Source organism: Paraburkholderia sp. GAS199, assembly GCF_050436585.1.
GTDB lineage: Bacteria > Pseudomonadota > Gammaproteobacteria > Burkholderiales > Burkholderiaceae > Paraburkholderia.
The window spans coordinates 386,379-402,629 of sequence record NZ_JBNDMM010000004.1 but is presented as its reverse complement, the minus strand read 5'-3'; the positions used below and the strand labels follow the sequence as shown (position 1 = coordinate 402,629).

Annotated in this window: 18 protein-coding genes; 9 read left to right on the top strand and 9 right to left on the bottom strand. The window is 61.8% G+C overall.

Annotated elements, in window-relative coordinates; translation table 11 throughout:
* Positions 1 to 13: 13 nt before the first annotated feature.
* From gcl to lysM, 4 genes are all read left to right on the top strand, one after another.
* The gene (gcl, locus tag P3T18_RS18720) at positions 14 to 1,789 is read left to right on the top strand and encodes a glyoxylate carboligase (protein ID WP_429301442.1); all 1,776 of its coding nucleotides are present in this window, start codon (positions 14 to 16) and stop codon (positions 1,787 to 1,789) included.
* 107 nt (positions 1,790 to 1,896) lie between these two features.
* Positions 1,897 to 2,706 carry a hydroxypyruvate isomerase gene (gene hyi, locus P3T18_RS18715; RefSeq protein ID WP_429301441.1) on the top strand — a complete coding sequence of 270 codons (810 nt, stop codon included), beginning with the start codon at positions 1,897 to 1,899 and terminating at the stop codon, positions 2,704 to 2,706.
* Positions 2,707 to 2,797: 91 nt separating this feature from the next.
* Positions 2,798 to 3,706 carry a 2-hydroxy-3-oxopropionate reductase gene (locus tag P3T18_RS18710; protein WP_429301440.1) on the top strand — a complete coding sequence of 303 codons (909 nt, stop codon included), beginning with the start codon at positions 2,798 to 2,800 and terminating at the stop codon, positions 3,704 to 3,706.
* 598 nt (positions 3,707 to 4,304) lie between these two features.
* Entirely contained in the window at positions 4,305 to 4,799 is a 495-nt protein-coding gene (gene lysM / locus P3T18_RS18705; protein ID WP_429301439.1) for a peptidoglycan-binding protein LysM, read from the top strand.
* A gap of 166 nt (positions 4,800 to 4,965) precedes the next feature.
* On the opposite strand, the gene P3T18_RS18700 is transcribed toward lysM, so the two are convergent.
* From P3T18_RS18700 to P3T18_RS18675, 6 genes are all read right to left on the bottom strand, one after another.
* Positions 4,966 to 6,006 (bottom strand): asparaginase, encoded by a 1,041-nt coding sequence (locus tag P3T18_RS18700; protein WP_429301438.1) that lies wholly within the window; start codon positions 6,004 to 6,006, stop codon positions 4,966 to 4,968.
* A gap of 94 nt (positions 6,007 to 6,100) precedes the next feature.
* Entirely contained in the window at positions 6,101 to 7,027 is a 927-nt protein-coding gene (locus P3T18_RS18695; protein WP_091794591.1) for a CysB family HTH-type transcriptional regulator, read from the bottom strand.
* Between the two features lie 102 nt (positions 7,028 to 7,129).
* Complete coding sequence (locus tag P3T18_RS18690) at positions 7,130 to 8,188, bottom strand: sulfate/molybdate ABC transporter ATP-binding protein (RefSeq protein ID WP_429301437.1); 1,059 nt, start codon at positions 8,186 to 8,188, stop codon at positions 7,130 to 7,132.
* Positions 8,188 to 9,210, bottom strand: a complete 1,023-nt coding sequence (gene cysW, locus P3T18_RS18685) for a sulfate ABC transporter permease subunit CysW (protein ID WP_429301436.1) — start codon at positions 9,208 to 9,210, stop codon at positions 8,188 to 8,190. The genes P3T18_RS18690 and cysW overlap by 1 nt, the downstream gene beginning before the upstream one ends.
* Complete coding sequence (cysT, locus tag P3T18_RS18680; RefSeq protein WP_429301435.1) at positions 9,207 to 10,118, bottom strand: sulfate ABC transporter permease subunit CysT; 912 nt, start codon at positions 10,116 to 10,118, stop codon at positions 9,207 to 9,209. The genes cysW and cysT overlap by 4 nt, the downstream gene beginning before the upstream one ends.
* Positions 10,119 to 10,242: 124 nt before the next feature.
* A complete protein-coding gene (locus P3T18_RS18675; RefSeq protein ID WP_429301434.1) occupies positions 10,243 to 11,283 on the bottom strand; it encodes a sulfate ABC transporter substrate-binding protein in 1,041 nt (346 codons plus the stop codon).
* 314 nt (positions 11,284 to 11,597) lie between these two features.
* Here P3T18_RS18675 and lexA point away from each other — a divergent pair, with 314 nt between their 5' ends.
* The 3 genes from lexA (at position 11,598) to P3T18_RS18660 (ending at position 13,441) form a co-directional block, all read left to right on the top strand.
* Positions 11,598 to 12,248: a transcriptional repressor LexA gene (gene lexA, locus P3T18_RS18670; protein ID WP_429301596.1), complete on the top strand. Its 651-nt coding sequence runs from the start codon at positions 11,598 to 11,600 to the stop codon at positions 12,246 to 12,248.
* A gap of 58 nt (positions 12,249 to 12,306) precedes the next feature.
* On the top strand, positions 12,307 to 12,663 hold the full coding sequence (locus tag P3T18_RS18665) for a hypothetical protein (RefSeq protein ID WP_429301433.1): 357 nt from the start codon (positions 12,307 to 12,309) through the stop codon (positions 12,661 to 12,663).
* Between the two features lie 100 nt (positions 12,664 to 12,763).
* Positions 12,764 to 13,441 (top strand): DUF2939 domain-containing protein, encoded by a 678-nt coding sequence (locus P3T18_RS18660; protein WP_429301432.1) that lies wholly within the window; start codon positions 12,764 to 12,766, stop codon positions 13,439 to 13,441.
* 78 nt (positions 13,442 to 13,519) lie between these two features.
* Here the strand turns inward: P3T18_RS18660 and P3T18_RS18655 are convergent, their stop codons facing one another.
* A complete protein-coding gene (locus P3T18_RS18655; protein WP_007182130.1) occupies positions 13,520 to 13,984 on the bottom strand; it encodes a universal stress protein in 465 nt (154 codons plus the stop codon).
* Positions 13,985 to 14,342: 358 nt separating this feature from the next.
* Here P3T18_RS18655 and P3T18_RS18650 point away from each other — a divergent pair, with 358 nt between their 5' ends.
* Together P3T18_RS18650 and P3T18_RS18645 are read left to right on the top strand one after the other, a co-directional pair.
* A complete protein-coding gene (locus P3T18_RS18650; RefSeq protein WP_429301431.1) occupies positions 14,343 to 14,492 on the top strand; it encodes a hypothetical protein in 150 nt (49 codons plus the stop codon).
* Positions 14,493 to 14,553: 61 nt separating this feature from the next.
* Positions 14,554 to 15,015: a hypothetical protein gene (locus P3T18_RS18645; RefSeq protein ID WP_429301430.1), complete on the top strand. Its 462-nt coding sequence runs from the start codon at positions 14,554 to 14,556 to the stop codon at positions 15,013 to 15,015.
* 79 nt (positions 15,016 to 15,094) lie between these two features.
* Here P3T18_RS18645 and P3T18_RS18640 read toward each other — a convergent pair whose 3' ends face one another.
* Together P3T18_RS18640 and P3T18_RS18635 are read right to left on the bottom strand one after the other, a co-directional pair.
* Positions 15,095 to 15,520, bottom strand: coding sequence for a hypothetical protein (locus P3T18_RS18640; protein ID WP_429301429.1), 426 nt, complete (start codon positions 15,518 to 15,520; stop codon positions 15,095 to 15,097).
* Positions 15,496 to 16,251: a hypothetical protein gene (locus tag P3T18_RS18635; protein WP_429301428.1), complete on the bottom strand. Its 756-nt coding sequence runs from the start codon at positions 16,249 to 16,251 to the stop codon at positions 15,496 to 15,498. Before P3T18_RS18635 ends, P3T18_RS18640 begins: the two co-directional genes overlap by 25 nt.

Genomic DNA, 16,251 nt, shown 5'->3' with positions numbered 1-16,251 from the left:
TCAGGAGACATTCATGGCCAAGATGAGAGCCGTCGACGCAGCCGTGCTGGTGCTCGAAAAAGAAGGCATCGACACCGCATTCGGCGTGCCGGGCGCTGCGATCAACCCGTTCTATTCGGCCATGCGCAAAGCCGGCAATATCAGCCACGTGCTCGCGCGCCACGTCGAAGGCGCGTCGCACATGGCCGAGGGCTACACGCGTGCCCAGCCGGGCAACATCGGCGTGTGCATCGGCACGTCGGGCCCTGCCGGCACCGACATGATCACCGGTTTGTATTCCGCTCAGGCCGACTCGATCCCTATTCTCGCTATCACGGGTCAGGCGCCGCGCGCCCGTCTCTACAAGGAAGACTTCCAGGCCGTCGATATCGAATCGATCGCCAAGCCGGTCACCAAGTGGGCCGTCACCGTGCGTGAGCCGGCACTCGTGCCGCGTGTGTTCCAGCAGGCCTTCCACCTGATGCGCTCGGGCCGTCCGGGTCCGGTGCTGGTCGACCTGCCGATCGACGTGCAGCTCGCCGAAATCGAGTTTGACATCGACACCTACGAACCGCTGCCGGTCTACAAGCCGAAAGCGACGCGCAAGCAGATCGAAGCCGCCCTCACCCTGCTCAACGACGCCGAGAAACCGCTGATCGTGTCCGGCGGCGGCGTGCTGAACGCGGCAGCCGAAGACCTGCTGGTCGAATTCGCCGAAACCGTCGGCGTGCCGGTGATTCCCACGCTGATGTCGTGGGGCGCGATTCCCGACGACCATCCGCTGATGGCCGGCATGGTCGGCTTGCAGACCTCGCACCGTTACGGCAACGCGACCATGCTCGCCTCCGATTTCGTGCTCGGCATCGGCAATCGCTGGGCTAACCGTCACACGGGCAGCGTCGAGGTCTACACGAAGGGCCGCAAGTTCGTGCACGTCGATATCGAGCCGACGCAGATCGGCCGCGTGTTCGGACCGGACCTCGGCATCGTCTCGGATGCGAAAGCCGCGCTCGAACTGTTCGTCGAAGTGGCGAAGGAATGGAAGGCCGCGGGCAAGCTGAAGAATCGCGCCGCCTGGGTTGCCGATTGCCAGCAACGCAAGCAGACCATGCACCGCAAGACTCACTTCGACAACGTGCCGATGAAGCCGCAGCGCGTGTACGAAGAGATGAACCAGGTGTTCGGCCGCGATACCTGCTACGTGAGCACGATTGGTTTGTCGCAGATCGCCGGTGCGCAATTCCTGCATGTGTACAAGGCGCGCAACTGGATCAACTGCGGTCAGGCCGGCCCGCTCGGCTGGACGATTCCGGCTGCGCTCGGCGTGCGCGCCGCAGACCCGCAACGTCCGATCGTCGCGCTGTCCGGCGACTACGACTTCCAGTTCATGATCGAAGAACTCGCGGCCGGTGCGCAATTCAAGCTGCCGTACGTGCACGTGGTGGTGAACAACTCGTACCTCGGCCTGATCCGTCAGGCACAGCGCGCGTTCGATATGGACTTCTGCGTGCAACTCGGTTTCGAGAACATCAACTCGCCGGAAACCAACGGCTATGGCGTGGACCACGTCGCCGTGGCGGAAGGTCTGGGTTGCAAGGCGATCCGCGTGTTCAAGCCGGAAGAACTGAAGCCCGCGCTGCAAAAAGCGCAATCCATGCTCTCCGAGTTCAACGTGCCGGTGATCGTCGAAGTGATTCTGGAACGCGTCACCAATATCTCGATGGGCACCGAGATCGACGCCATCAACGAGTTCGAAGAGCTGGCCGAAAAGCGCGCGGATGCGCCGACGGCAATCAGCATCCTCGACTGAGTTTGCGCAGCACCACTCGCCTTTTTTGCAGCACATGAGCGCGGCGCGGCATCGATATGCCGCGCCCGCGAAGCACTCCCCTGACCGACCAGCGAGATATACGCACCATGCCGAAATTTGCAGCGAACCTCACCATGCTGTTCAACGAACTCCCGTTCCTCGACCGCTTCGCGGCAGCGTCGGACGCGGGCTTCAATGCCGTCGAATTCCTGTTTCCGTATCCGTATCAGATCGCGGAACTGAGCGAGCGTTTGCAGCAGAACCGTCTGAAGCTCGTGCTGCACAACCTGCCGGCCGGCAACTGGGAAGCGGGCGAACGCGGCATTGCCTGCCTGCCGGATCGCGTCAGCGAATTTCAGGAAGGCGTGGGCCGCGCGATCGAGTACGCGAAGGCACTGAAGGTGCCGCAACTGAACTGCCTCGTCGGCATTCCGGGTGCGAGCGTCGACGCGGACAAGGCGCGCACGACGATCGTCGAGAATCTGCGTTTCGCCGCGGGCGAGCTGAAAAAAGCGGGCATCAAGCTGCTGGTCGAGCCGTGCAATTCCTACGACATCCCCGGCTTCGCACTGAACCGCTCGAGCGAAGGCCTCGACGTGATTCGCGCGGTCGGCTCGGACAATCTGTTCCTGCAATACGACATCTATCACATGCAACGGATGGAAGGCGAACTCGCCGCGACGATCAAAAAGAATCTGCCGCAGATCGCCCACATCCAGCTCGCCGACAACCCCGGCCGCAACGAACCGGGCACCGGCGAAATCAACTACCCGTTCCTGTTCGACCTGCTCGACTCGCTCGGCTATGACGGCTATATCGGCTGCGAATACAAGCCGCGTACCACCACCGCCGCCGGCCTCGGCTGGGTGCAGAGCGTGGCAGGACAAACCCGCGGCGCAGCCCACGCCGCAGCCTGATCGAGCGGCGCCACGCGCTTCGATCGCGCAGTATCACGCCCCGGCGCAACGCACGGGGCGCCCCGAACAAACACACTGGAGATTCAGACACATGGCAAAGATCGGTTTCATCGGCCTCGGCATCATGGGCGCGCACATGGCGCGCAACCTCATCAAGGGCGGTCATTCACTGTTCGTGAACGGCGCCTATCCGGTGCCGGAAGATCTGGGCAAGACCACCACCGTCGTCGCGGATTCGACGGCCGTCGCGCAAGCTGCCGATATCGTCATCATCATGGTGCCGGACACGCCTGACGTCGCCAACGTACTGTTCGCCGACGACGGCGTCGCTGCCGGTCTCACCAAAGGCAAGCTCGTGATCGACATGAGCTCGATCTCGCCGCTCGACACGCAGGACTTCGCGAAAAAGATCAACGCGCTCGGCGTGGATTACCTGGACGCACCGGTGTCCGGCGGCGAAGTCGGCGCGCGTGAAGCGTCGCTCACCATCATGGTCGGCGGTCCGGAAAAAGCCTTCGCGCTGGCCAAGCCGCTGTTCGAACTGATGGGCAAGAACATCTCGCTGATCGGCGACAACGGCGCGGGTCAAACCTGCAAGGTCGCAAACCAGATCATCGTCGCGCTGAATATCGAAGCGGTGGCCGAAGCCCTGCTGTTCGCGTCGCGTTCGGGTGCCGATCCGGAGCGCGTGCGCAAGGCCCTGATGGGTGGCTTCGCTTCGTCGCGCATTCTCGAAGTGCATGGCGAACGCATGACGAAACGCACCTTCAACCCCGGCTTCCGGATCGAACTGCACCAGAAGGACCTGAACCTCGCACTCGACGGCGCACGCAAGCTCGGCATCGCCCTGCCGCATACGGCGAGCGCGCAACAGTTGTTCAGCGTGTGCGCGGCGAACGGCGGCAAGGCATGGGATCACTCGGCGATGGTGCGCGCGCTGGAAATCATGGCGAATTACGAGGTAGCGCAAGCACCGGACAGCGAAGCCAAAGCGGCCTGAGTCCACACCCGCCGTAATTCATCGAGCAACAACGATGATCGTGACCGTTGTGTGATTCGCGTCACGATCATAGCAGGTGGGGCGCCCGGTTGGTCGTGCGGCATGCACGATGGATCGGGCAAATCGTGCCGCTCTGGGCTGAGAGCGGCAAGTGGGGTCCGCAGCGGCACCCGGCGGCGCCGGGGAAGCCTTGGTCGGTCAGACGTCGTCGTCGGGTGTCCGGCTGTCGGATTTCATCGTTATGCCTTTTCCGCCAGACTCGCGCAGCGCGTGCAATCGGGCACGCTCTCTGCTGCCGCGCGACTGTCGGCCCAGTTGCCGGCTTCCCACCATTTTTGACACATCCCTCCGCGCTTTTCTCCTACACTCGTTGAGTCTGCCTGCTGCGATCAAACGTTGCGCGTCGCGCATTGCGAATGCCATGTGAAGCATGTCATTGCGTCATGTCATTGCGTCCCCGGTGTCAGTGGTCACCTTCGCCTGGTTTCGCTTCGTTCTTCTACGCGTCGTTTCTTTTTCGTTTCTTCCGTTCCGTTCGCCAGCAGTGCATCAACCCGTGCGCAGTCGTACTTGCGCCTCTATGTCAGGAGTGTGTTCGATGGGTATTCTCAGTTTCATCAAGGAAGCCGGCGAAAAGCTGTTCGGCGCCGCCTCCACACCGGCACAAGCCGCCAGTGCGCCGGCCGCACCCGATCTCGCCGCGCTCAACAAGACCGCGGGCGACGCCATCGCCACCTACATCCGCGCGCAAGGTCTCGACGCGAACAATCTGGCGGTCACTTACGACGGCACGAGTCATACCGTCACCGTGGCCGGCGAAGCCGCCGACCAGCCGACTAAAGACAAGATTCTCGTCGCAGCCGGCAACGTGCAGAACGTCGACAAGGTCGACGACCAGTTGACCGTCACCACGCCCGCAGCGGCGCCTACCCAGTTTCACACCGTCGTGTCCGGCGACAATCTCTGGAAAATCGCGGAAAAGTACTATGGCAGCGGCGCGAAAAACGACGTGATCTTCCAGGCCAATACGCCGATGCTCAAGAGTCCGGACAAGATCTATCCGGGTCAGGTTCTGGTCATTCCGCCGGTGTAATCCGCCGCTCCGTTCGCGCCGTGTCGTGAGGTTCTGACATCGCGTGAATCGCCATCCGTGAGCGAAAAAACAAAGCGGCGTTCGAGTTTTCGACTCGAACGCCGCTTTTTTATCGCGCAATGCCGGCAGCGCATTCCTGTCCGCGTTGCACCTTACTTCATTACACTCAATACGTATCGAAAAGCGTCTGCAGGGCCACCGGCCCCGCATTGCCGGCAGCCAGCGCCAGCATCAGCAACACGCGCGCCTTGTACGGATTCAACGAACCCGCGCTGACAAAACCAAGCGCGTCGTCGGCGGCGGCGCCATTGCGCATCACGTGCCCCGAACCGACGCGCGAGGAACGCACCACCGCCACGCCCTGCGAGACTGCGTCCGAAAGAGCCTGTTGCAGCGACGCGTGAATCGAGCCGTTACCCGTACCGGCCACCACGATGCCGCGCACACCCGCCGCGACCAGCGCGTCAACGGCGATACGCGACACGCCCGCATAACTCGACACGATTTCCACGTGCGGCCAGTTCGCGCCGATCACGAATTCAGCGTGCAGCGTATGCGCGCGCACGACACTGCGCTGGAATTCCACGCGACCGTCCTGCACCCAACCGAGCGCGCCCACTTCGGGCGACTGGAACGCATCCACCGCATACGTGCTGGTCTTGACCACATCGCGCGCGCTGTGAATCTTGTTGTTGAACGCGACCAGCACGCCCTGCCCGTGTGCGTTCGTACTCGCCGCCACCGTCACCGCGTTCAGCAGATTCAGCGGACCGTCGGCGGACAGCGCGGAAGCCGGGCGCATGGCGGCCGTCAGCACGACGGGCTTGGCGGATTTGATGGTCAGATGCAGCAGATAGGCCGTTTCTTCGAGCGTATCCGTGCCGTGGGTAATCACCACGCCGTCGACATCGTCGCTGGCGAGCAGCGTGTTGATGCGCTGCGCGAGCGTGGTCCAGAGCGGCATGGCCATGTCTTTGCTGTCGACGCTGGCAATCTGCTCGGCCTGAATGCGCGCGACCGTCGATAGCGCGGGCACCACGGAAAGCAATTGATCGACGCCAACCACGCCGGCCTGATAACCGGACGTGTTAGTCGCGTCGGCGGCGGCGCCGGCGATCGTGCCGCCAGTCGCCAGCACGGCGATGCGGGGCAAAAGCGGCACAGCGGCGTCCGGCGGCGTTGCGGAGGAAGAAGTGGGAGTATTCATGGCGGCGATTGTAAGCGATACGCCGCCACGCGGGACAACGTCCGGCTCGGTGCCGCGCCGCCCCTCCCGGGCCGGCGCGAACCCTGCCGGACGCTCAGACCGCTTCGCGCAGTTGTGCGGCGATTTCGGCTTCGTTCAGCTGCGGCGCGAACATTTCGATCAGGCGATAAGCGTAAGCGCGCAGGAACGCGCCCTTGCGCAGACCGACCCGCGTCGTGCTCGCTTCGAACAGATGCTGCGTGTCGAGCGCTACCAGTTCCGTGTCGCGCTTCGGATCGTAGGCCATGGCCGCTACCACGCCGATCCCCATGCCGAGTTCCACGTAAGTCTTGATCACGTCGGCGTCGATGGCGGTCAACACCACGTCGGGCAGCGCGCCCGCTTTTGCAAAAGCCTGGTCGATGTGCGAGCGGCCCGTGAAGTCCTGATCGTAGGTGACGATCGGGAATTCCGCGATCTCGTCGAGAGTGAGATTCGGCCGGCCCACCAGCGGATGATCTTTCGGCACGACCACCACGTGATGCCACGAATAGCACGGAAACGTGACGATATCCGGGAAGCGGTCGAGCGCTTCGGTCGAAATGCCGATATCCGCCTCGCCGTTGATGATCATCTGCGCGATCTGCTGCGGGCTGCCCTGACGCAAGGCCAGATGCACCTTCGGGAACACCTCGGTGAACTGACGGATCACCTTCGGCAGCGCATAACGCGCCTGCGTGTGCGTGGTTGCCACGACGAGGTGACCGCTGTCCTGATCGGCGTACTGACGCGCCACGCGACGCAGATTCTCCGCGTCGAGCAGCATCCGCTCGATGAGTTGATGCACCGCCTTGCCCGGCTCCGTGAGCCCCGTCAGACGCTTGCCGCGCCGGATGAAAATGTCGACGCCGAGTTCATCCTCGAGGTCCTTGATCTGCTTGGACACGCCCGATTGCGACGTGTACAGCACGTTCGCCACTTCAGTCAGATTCATGTTCTGACGGACGGCCTCGCGCACGAAGCGCAATTGCTGAAAATTCATCTTGTCTCTCCGCTTCAGCCAGAGTTAGGTTATTTGTGCTGGCCTGTCATGCCGAATTATGCGAGCGCGCGAAGCACGTGGCTCGTCACGCTCATGGCGCACTCACTGCGCCGGAAAAACCCGCAACGCGCGCGGCACCGCGGTCACGCCGTCGCCGATCGAGAGTTGCAGATCGCGCCACGATTCGCGGTCGAGTTCCGCTTCGAGCAGATTGCCCTCGCGACCGGCAAGCTCCACGCGCACCGACCCACCGAGCGTCACCACGCGCCGCACGTCCACCACGATGCCCTCGCGATGGCCCGACGCCTGCGGATACAACTGCAGGTCGTGCGGACGCACATAGGCAAACGCCGGACCGCTGAAATCGGCCTTGATCGCGACCGGCAACGCCGCGCCGTCCACCACGAAGCCGCTCGCGTCGACCTTGCCGTGCAGCCGGTTCGCCGCGCCGAGAAACTCGTAGACGAACGACGTTTGCGGATGGTCGTAGACGTCCCGCGGACTGCCCACCTGCTCCACGTGACCGCGATTGAGCACGACGATACGGTCGGCTACTTCGAGCGCTTCTTCCTGATCGTGCGTGACGAAGATCGTCGAGATGTGCAGGTCGTCGTGCAGACGCCGCAGCCAGCTACGCAATTCCTTGCGCACTTTCGCGTCGAGCGCGCCGAACGGTTCGTCGAGCAGCAGCACTTTCGGCTCGACGGCGAGCGCGCGCGCCAGCGCGATCCGCTGACGCTGGCCGCCCGAGAGTTCCGACGGATAGCGCTGCGCCAGCCAGTCGAGCTGCACGAGCTTGAGCAGTTCGTGCACCTTCTCGCGGATCACCGCTTCCGACGGGCGCTCTTTCCTCGGCTTCACACGCAGCCCGAACGCGACGTTTTCAAACACCGTCATGTGACGGAACAACGCGTAATGCTGGAACACGAAACCGACTTCGCGCTCGCGCGCGCCGACCGTGGCGACGTCCTGACCTTGCAGCACGACCTGACCGCCATCGGCGTATTCGAGGCCCGCAATGACACGCAACAAAGTAGTTTTGCCACAACCCGAAGGCCCGAGCAGCGCAACCAGTTCACCCGGCGGAAAATCGAGCGAGACATTATCGAGCGCGACGAAATCGCCAAAGCGCTTCTGCAGGTTACGAACGGTGATACCCATTACAGCTCTCCTTGCTTGACCGGGTGCTGGACTGCGTTCTGTTGCGACACACGCGCCGCATTCGCGACGGACGGCGGCGTGACGGGACCGGCATAGGCCGGCACGTCGCGCGCGGCCGAGAGTTCCGCCGACATATGACGCTCGGCGAGCAGCTTCAGACCGAGCGTGACGAGTGCGAGCAGCGCCAGCACCGACGCCACGGCGAAGGCCGCCGAGAAGTTGTATTCGTTGTAGAGAATTTCGACGTGCAGCGGCATGGTGTCGGTCTGGCCGCGAATATGGCCCGACACCACCGACACCGCACCGAACTCGCCCATCGCCCGTGCATTACACAGAATCACGCCGTACAGCAGGCCCCACTTCACGTTCGGCAAGGTGACACGGCGGAAAATCTGCCAGCCCGACGCGCCGAGCACGTGCGCGGCCTCTTCCTCGTCGTTGCCCTGTGCCTGCATCAGCGGAATCAGCTCACGCGCGACGAACGGAAAGGTCACGAAGATCGTCGCCATCACGATGCCCGGCACCGCGAAGATGATCTGCACGTTGTGGTCTTGCAGCCATGGGCCGATCCAGCCTTGCGCGCCGAACATCAGCACGTAGATGAGACCGGAGATCACCGGCGAGACCGAGAACGGCAGATCGATCAGCGTGGTCAGCAAGGCCTTGCCGCGAAATTCGAACTTGGCGATACACCACGACGCCGCGAGTCCGAACACGAGGTTCAGGGGCACCGCGATCGCGGCGGTGATGACCGTGAGCTTGATGGCCGACAGCGCATCCGGATCGGCCAGCGACTCCAGATAGAAGCCGACGCCTTTACTCAGCGCCTGATAGAACACCGCCACCAGCGGCACGACCAGGAACAGCGCGAGAAACAGCAATGCAACGCCGGTCAGAATCCAGCGCACCAGCGGCGACTCGGTCACCGGATCCGGTCGTCGCGCGAGATTCAGCGGCGCGCGCGGCGCCACCGCCACGGCCGCGGTGGCGGCGCTCACGTCTTTAAGCGAATCGCGGCTCATCGCGCACCTCCGCTCACGCCGCCCACGCCGATCACCGACACACTGGCCGCAGCCGGCGCAGGACCCGCGCCGCCCTTGCTCGTGCGACGCTGCAGGAACCACTGCAGGGTATTGATGAACAGCAGCATCAGGAACGACACGACCAGCATCACCACCGCCAGCGCCGTGGCGCCCGCGTAGTCGTATTGTTCGAGCTTGGTGATGATGAGCAGCGACGTGATCTCGGACTTCATCGGCACGTTGCCGGCAATGAAGATCACCGAACCGTATTCACCGAGCGCGCGCGCGAAGGCCAGTGCGAAGCCGGTGAGCAAGGCGGGAAACACGGCCGGCAGCACCACGCGGCGAAACGTCAGCCAGCGCGACGCGCCGAGGCAGGCGGCGGCCTCTTCCTGCTCGCGCTCGAATTCTTCGAGCACGGGCTGCACCGTGCGCACCACGAAGGGCAAACCGATGAAAGTCAGCGCGACCAGCACACCGGCCGGCGTGAAGGCGATCTTGATGCCGAGCGGCACGAGAAACTGTCCGATCCAGCCGTTGCCCGCATACACCGCCGCGAGCGAAATGCCGGCTACGGAAGTGGGCAACGCGAACGGCAAATCGACCACGGCGTCGACGATCCGCTTGAACGGGAACGTGTAGCGCACCAGCACCCACGCGACGAGAAAGCCGAACACCGCGTTGATCAGCGCGCCGCCAAGCGCGGAGAAAAACGTCAGGCGATACGAGGCCAGCACGCGCGGCGACGTGACGGCGCGCACGAACTGGCTCCAGTCGAGCGTCGCGGTCTTGAGGAAGGTCGCCGCAAGCGGAATCAGCACCACGAGGCTCAGATAAGCCACCGTGATGCCGAGTGTCAGGCCAAAACCGGGCAAGGCGCTCGGTTTTCGGAAGGTCAACGTCGTCATGCTGGGTACTCTTCAGGGTTGAGGCCGGCGGCTCTTTTCTGGCCGCCTGGCTAGCCGGAAAGCGCGCTCGATGGGCGCGCTTTCCGGTCGGGTGAAACAGGTGCAGCTATCGTGACGTCAGTGTTTATTGCGGCGAATAGATCGAATCGAACACGCCGCCGTCGGCAAAGTGGGTCTTCTGCGCGTTGGCCCAGCCGCCGAACGAGTCGTCCACCGTGTACAGCTTCAGCTTCGGAAACTTGGCGGTCAGATCGGCCGGCACCTTGTTCGAACGCGGACGGTAGAAGTTCTTCGCGGCAATCTCCTGACCCTGCTCGCTATACAGAAAGTTCAGATAAGCCTCGGCCAGCTTGCGCGTGCCGTGTTTGTCGACCACCTTGTCGACCACCGCGACCGGCGGCTCGGCCAGAATGCTCACCGACGGCACCACGATCTCGAACTTGTCCGGACCGAACTCCTTCAGCGACAGGAACGCTTCGTTTTCCCATGCGATCAGCACGTCGCCGATTCCGCGCTGCACGAAGCTGGTGGTCGCGCCGCGCGCGCCCGAATCGAGCACGCCCGCGTTCTTGTAGAGCTTGCCGACGAATTCCTTGGCCTTCTGGTCGTTGCCGCCCGGCAGATGTTCCGCGTACGCCCATGCCGCCAGGTAGTTCCAGCGCGCGCCGCCCGAGGTCTTCGGATTCGGCGTGACGATCGACACGCCCGGCTTGACCAGATCGTCCCAGTCCTTGATGTGCTTCGGGTTGCCCTTGCGCACCAGAAACACGATCGTCGACGTGTACGGCGACGCGTTGTCCGGCAGACGCTTCTGCCAGCCCTTGTCGATCAGACCTTTGCTCGCCAGCGCGTCGATGTCGTAGGCCAGCGCCAGCGTCACCACGTCTGCCTGCAGGCCGTCGAGCACCGAGCGGGCCTGCGCGCCCGAGCCGCCGTGCGACTGCTTGAAGGTGATGGTCTCGCCCGTCTTCGCCTTCCATTCCTTGCCGAATGCCTGGTTGACGTCCTGATACAGCTCGCGCGTCGGGTCGTACGAAACGTTCAGCAATGTCGTGTCGGCCGCCTGAGCCTGCGCCACGACGCCCAACGCCGCAGCCGTGCCGAGAGCGAGCGTCGCGATGAGTTTTCTGGTCTTGCCTGCCAGCCCCGTGCCTTGATGATTCATGCCAACTTTCTCCGCGTGGTAGTCCGCTAAAACAGCGTGTGGTGTTCTTTTGCGTCGCGGTCACGTGCACATGAGCTGCAACTGGAGGCCAGTCTATCGAAGCGCTTTCATCATTAAAAATAATGTTTCTTCATTCTTTAATACGCAAAAGTGGTAATGACGGCCAGATAAGGCGTTGCGGCACAAAAACGGATGCTGGAGCGTCGATTTGGGGCGCTGGAACGCCACCCCGAGCCACGAACTTAAAGTAATGCTTGAATTGCGCGGAATACTGTATAAAAATACAGTCACCTGTTCATACATACAGTGGCGACATGACCAAACTCACCGCACGACAACAGCAGGTTTTCGATCTGATCCGCCGGGCCATCGAACGCACTGGCTTTCCGCCCACCCGCGCGGAAATCGCCGCCGAGCTGGGTTTCAGCTCGGCTAATTCGGCGGAGGAACATCTGCGCGCGCTTGCTCGCAAAGGTGTGATCGAGCTTGCCGCCGGCGCTTCGCGCGGCATCCGGCTGCTTTCCAATCCGGAAGACGCGCCGCATCAGTTCACGCTGCCGCACGCCAGCATCATGCAGTTGTCACTGCCGCTGATCGGCCGGGTGGCGGCAGGTAGCCCGATCCTCGCGCAGGAACATATCGCGCAGCACTACGCCTGCGACCCGGCGCTGTTTTCGAGCAAGCCCGACTACCTGCTGAAGGTGCGCGGCCTCTCCATGCGCGACGCCGGCATTTTCGACGGCGACCTGCTCGCCGTGCAGAAGAAGAGCGAAGCCAAAGACGGCCAGATCATCATCGCCCGTCTTGGCGACGACGTGACGGTCAAGCGCCTGAAGCGCCGGCCGAACGGTCTCGAGCTGATCGCCGAGAACCCCGATTATGAAAACATCTTCGTTGAAACCGGCAGTGCGGAGTTCGCACTGGAGGGCATCGCCGTCGGGCTGATCCGCCCGGGCGAGTTCTGAAAGTCCGCTGGTTCGCCGAGCCAAAGCCGTCACAACGTTGAATCGCCTGGAGAGACTCATGGAACGCCTTGCCCGCCTGCTGCCTTTTCGCCAGTTCGGTCGTCTGCGCCATTTGCGCAAGCTGGTGCCTTGCTCGTTGATCGAGGCGTCGTCCGCGTCCGTCACGCCATCGCTGTTCGACGAGCCGGCCGGCAACGCCGACCTGCACGGCCTGCCGTCATCGTTGCCGGCTTTTGCACGCGTCTCGCTGAACTCGGGGCTGAATACGGCCGAGCCCGCACGTCGCGCACCGGTGCGCGTCTATCACGGGCCGTCGCGGCTCATCATGGTCGGCACGGTCGACGCGGTGTGCCGCATGATCGATCGCTGCATCGCCGAGGAAGCGAACGTACACGGCGCGGTGTTCGAGGCGTAACAGAATTTACAGGTCTCCCTTACTCCGCAAGTCGTGCTCGGGATCGTTTTCGTGTGGCCGCTGTCCACCCTAGATCACACCTGATGGAGAGCACCACTCGATGGCAGTTCCAACACGCACGCGGCGCAGCACAACACGGCCGCTGATCGTCACACTAATCGTGATTGCGGTCATTGCCGCACTGGGCTTCGCTTACGCCACGCCGTACATCGCGCTGAACAATCTCAAACGCGCGGCCGACGCGCGCGATGCTCCGACCGTCAACGAATACGTCGACTTTCCCGCTTTGCGCGAGAGCCTGAAGCAACAGGTGTCGGGCTTATTGACGCGTCGGCTCGACGCGCATAGCAATGGCAATCCATTGGCCGCAATCGGCGCCATGATCGGCGTTGCGTTGATCGGACCGCTGGTGGATGCGTATGCAACGCCCGATGGCGTGGCCGCGCTGTTGAACGGCATGCCGCCGCGTGGCAATCCGGGCGAACGTCCGCCCGTCCCGCCTGCCGCTGCTAACTCGCCGGGGGCGCCGCAACCCGATACGCCGCAGCAAGCGGCGCCGGCAACACCTGCTGCGGGCAATTCAAACGGTAACGCCAACGGCAATCCCGAGCCCGCCGCGCCACAACAGCCGCCGCAAACCACGGCTGCCTATCGCGGACTCAACGAGTTCGTGGTCACCTATCAGCATGGCGCCGGCGACGCACGTTACGCCGCAATCTTTCAGCGCGAAGGTTTGTTCACCTGGAAACTCGCCGCGGTCGACCTGAACACGCCATGAGGCACGCGCCGGGCAAACGCCCGTCGTAGTCCAAAGCCCGGGGAATCGGGCCGCATGCATCGAACATGCGGCTCGCCATCAGGCAGCGGCCTGCTGCTGTTCCTGCGCCGACGAACACGCCACCAGAATGCTGCACGAAACCCGGTCGAGCAGCGGCGTATTGCCTGCGCCCATCCACCAGCGCGACAGGCCGGTTCGGCAGCGATGCCCCACCACCACCAGATCGACGTGCAGTTCGTTGGCAAGATTGGCGATTTCGTCGATGGGATGACCGAAGGCGAAATGCCCCTGCGCACTGACGCCGCGTTCGGTCAGCCAGTCCACGCCTTCCTGCAGGATGTCACGCGCGGTCTTCTCGAAACTGCCGCATGCGACGTCGGTCAGCAGGCCTGCGCTTTGCGCGATGCTAGAACGCATATCCACCACCGAGAGCAGGTGCGTTTCCGCTTTCAGGTCCATCGCCAGATCGGCGCCGCAACGTAGCGCTTTGCGCCCCTCGCGCGAGCCGTCGTAGCACAACAGGATTTTCTGGTAGCTCGCCATGATTTTCTCCCCTAGCGCGAAGTGCGCGGTTTGAATGAATCATGGTGCGCCGCAATTCAGCTTGCAAGGGATGGAAAACGCCAGGTCTGCCCGAATTCGGTGCGCGCACGGGCAAGACCCTGGCAAACCCGATGCGGCGGCGCAAGAAAGCCGCGCGGCCACGGGTTGCACAACCCGCCCTGCGTTGGGGGATAGCCTGGAATAAGCCGCCTTCCCGGCAAATCACGTCTTTTCGAGGAGCGTTGATTGATCCATGTGAACGCTGGCGAGTGCTTTGGTCTGCTCGGGCCGAACGCCTGGCTCACCGCGGACGGCTTCATCTTCCTTCGAGCGTCCCATCGATATTGCGGACATTCACATGCTGATCGAGGCCCAAACGCTCGACACGGTGATTCTCATCGATCGCCATCATGGGCCATGTATCGATGGTGCTTCGGTGTCAAAGAATCTACCGGTGCGTGGGCGCGCCATGATCGACGGTGAAATGGGCGACACCGAGCGCCGCTAATACGGGATGGCATTTCACGTAAATTCGAGGGTTTCCACATACACCGCGATACGTTGCGCCCATGACATACCACGCCATTACAGTCACGCTCGAAGATATCGGTAGCATCGTTGCCGTGAAAGACAGATACAACCGCACAACACAGGGCCTTACATTCAATGCCACTATTGCGGGAAAGCGGCAATATGCCGTGACGATAAGTGGCAATCCCCGACTCGATAACGGCATGGTCGTAACTGCGGTTTTGCGTGATCCGGCAAACTGGCAAACGCTGGCGGGTTGGCGCAACCTGACAACCGGCGAGATTTGTGGTGTGGATGAGCCAGGTAAGTGGGTCGCCATGTTAGGCTTCACGGCCCTCTTCGGGTTTCTTTTCGTACTCAAGGCAATGCACCCCGATGCCAGCGTGGCCGGCAGAGTCGCGCTGTTATCCGTGGTCGTGTTGGGCAATGCGTGGTCGATACTTGCCCTGCGCAAGTCTCTCGCCGTTTACCGCTTGCTCAAGCCGTGGATACGGCGCTGACTGCAATACAAGCGGTTTGGAAGTCATGGAAAAGCCCGCACAAGGCGGGCCGTAAAACTACGATCAGACAATGCCGCGCTTACCGCACGCTATTGGCAGAGTTCAAGGTGTTGGTGTTGATCCACGCCTTTGCTACCTTGCGACGCATCAACACCATCGCTAACACGCGAAGCCATGCGCAGCCACCTATCAATGCGATGGCCCACAAGCCTAGCGCGTGTAGATACGCGTCGCCCCAATGCATCCACAGAATAGTAAAAGCGGCAATCCATTTTAATAACGTGTAGCCCCTTGTTTCCCCCTTGAACGCCCAGCGTATTGCCATCGGGTTTGCTATCAGCGCGGCGAGGACAGGCAGATAACCCGCCCAGGGTAGAGAAAAGTGGTAGAGCATCACTATCAGGACAATGGCTTCGCAGCCAAATGCAGCAGCGAAGCTCGCTAAAGAAGCCTTGATAGGCCACGGCATTGTCTTCACGCTCACTGGTAGGTCGAGCTTTTGCAAAACGCCACTCCGCTTTCTACATCACTCCATCCCTGCTCTTTGGCAAGATTACGGCAGAAGTCATCCTTGTAGGCGTCTTCATTGATAGGCGTAATACTGCCTGGAACTGGCGTACCTCTTGGAAAGAAAGTAGTGCCGGACGTGCCGTGATCGCTCATGCAAATAAACAAGCCTTTTGCGAACATTATTTCATCGTAGCTGTAAAGACCATATCCAGCTTCAGCATTGATGGTTCCCCAATACAACGAACTACTCGCGGTAGATGCGGGCCTTGTAAGTCCAATAAGGTTAGAAAGTAGATTGCCGAGGAAAACCTTCGCCGAAGTTATATACGGTTGAAAGCCGGATTGAAGATCAGAGGACATCACGATTGCGTTAATTGTTATAGCTGCCCCTGGGCCGATCTCTGCCAGAACGAATACCGAAAGAACGATCATCCCTGAAGCGCTTACCAGCGTTAGAATGTCTCCTGGCTCTACCTTTTTATTCGGGTCTCTCCAGTCCACTACGATCCGGGTTAAAACAGTTGTCGCGACCACGCTATTGGTAATGATTCGGATTGGTTGCAGGATCGGAGTTACATTCGTGACGGTCGCGATCAGCGTTGCCCCGGTGTTCATGATCGATAGCGAGTCGCGTGGATTATTAAAAACACCCATTAACGCCTGAAACATCGACATGTTGTTGGAGCCAGCATCCATCACATGCACAATCAATTCTAATGATGCCAT

Coding starts and splice junctions, on each gene's coding strand:
- cysT (WP_429301435.1), bottom strand. CDS start 10,118: ATGACGACGTTGACCTTCCGAAAACCGAGCGCCTTGCCCGGTTTTGGC.
- P3T18_RS18635 (WP_429301428.1), bottom strand. CDS start 16,251: ATGGCATCATTAGAATTGATTGTGCATGTGATGGATGCTGGCTCCAAC.
- P3T18_RS18710 (WP_429301440.1), top strand. CDS start 2,798: ATGGCAAAGATCGGTTTCATCGGCCTCGGCATCATGGGCGCGCACATG.
- P3T18_RS18690 (WP_429301437.1), bottom strand. CDS start 8,188: ATGGGTATCACCGTTCGTAACCTGCAGAAGCGCTTTGGCGATTTCGTC.
- cysW (WP_429301436.1), bottom strand. CDS start 9,210: ATGAGCCGCGATTCGCTTAAAGACGTGAGCGCCGCCACCGCGGCCGTG.
- P3T18_RS18675 (WP_429301434.1), bottom strand. CDS start 11,283: ATGAATCATCAAGGCACGGGGCTGGCAGGCAAGACCAGAAAACTCATC.
- P3T18_RS18650 (WP_429301431.1), top strand. CDS start 14,343: ATGCTGATCGAGGCCCAAACGCTCGACACGGTGATTCTCATCGATCGC.
- P3T18_RS18660 (WP_429301432.1), top strand. CDS start 12,764: ATGGCAGTTCCAACACGCACGCGGCGCAGCACAACACGGCCGCTGATC.
- P3T18_RS18695 (WP_091794591.1), bottom strand. CDS start 7,027: ATGAATTTTCAGCAATTGCGCTTCGTGCGCGAGGCCGTCCGTCAGAAC.
- P3T18_RS18700 (WP_429301438.1), bottom strand. CDS start 6,006: ATGAATACTCCCACTTCTTCCTCCGCAACGCCGCCGGACGCCGCTGTG.
- lysM (WP_429301439.1), top strand. CDS start 4,305: ATGGGTATTCTCAGTTTCATCAAGGAAGCCGGCGAAAAGCTGTTCGGC.
- lexA (WP_429301596.1), top strand. CDS start 11,598: ATGACCAAACTCACCGCACGACAACAGCAGGTTTTCGATCTGATCCGC.
- P3T18_RS18655 (WP_007182130.1), bottom strand. CDS start 13,984: ATGGCGAGCTACCAGAAAATCCTGTTGTGCTACGACGGCTCGCGCGAG.
- gcl (WP_429301442.1), top strand. CDS start 14: ATGGCCAAGATGAGAGCCGTCGACGCAGCCGTGCTGGTGCTCGAAAAA.
- P3T18_RS18645 (WP_429301430.1), top strand. CDS start 14,554: ATGACATACCACGCCATTACAGTCACGCTCGAAGATATCGGTAGCATC.
- hyi (WP_429301441.1), top strand. CDS start 1,897: ATGCCGAAATTTGCAGCGAACCTCACCATGCTGTTCAACGAACTCCCG.
- P3T18_RS18665 (WP_429301433.1), top strand. CDS start 12,307: ATGGAACGCCTTGCCCGCCTGCTGCCTTTTCGCCAGTTCGGTCGTCTG.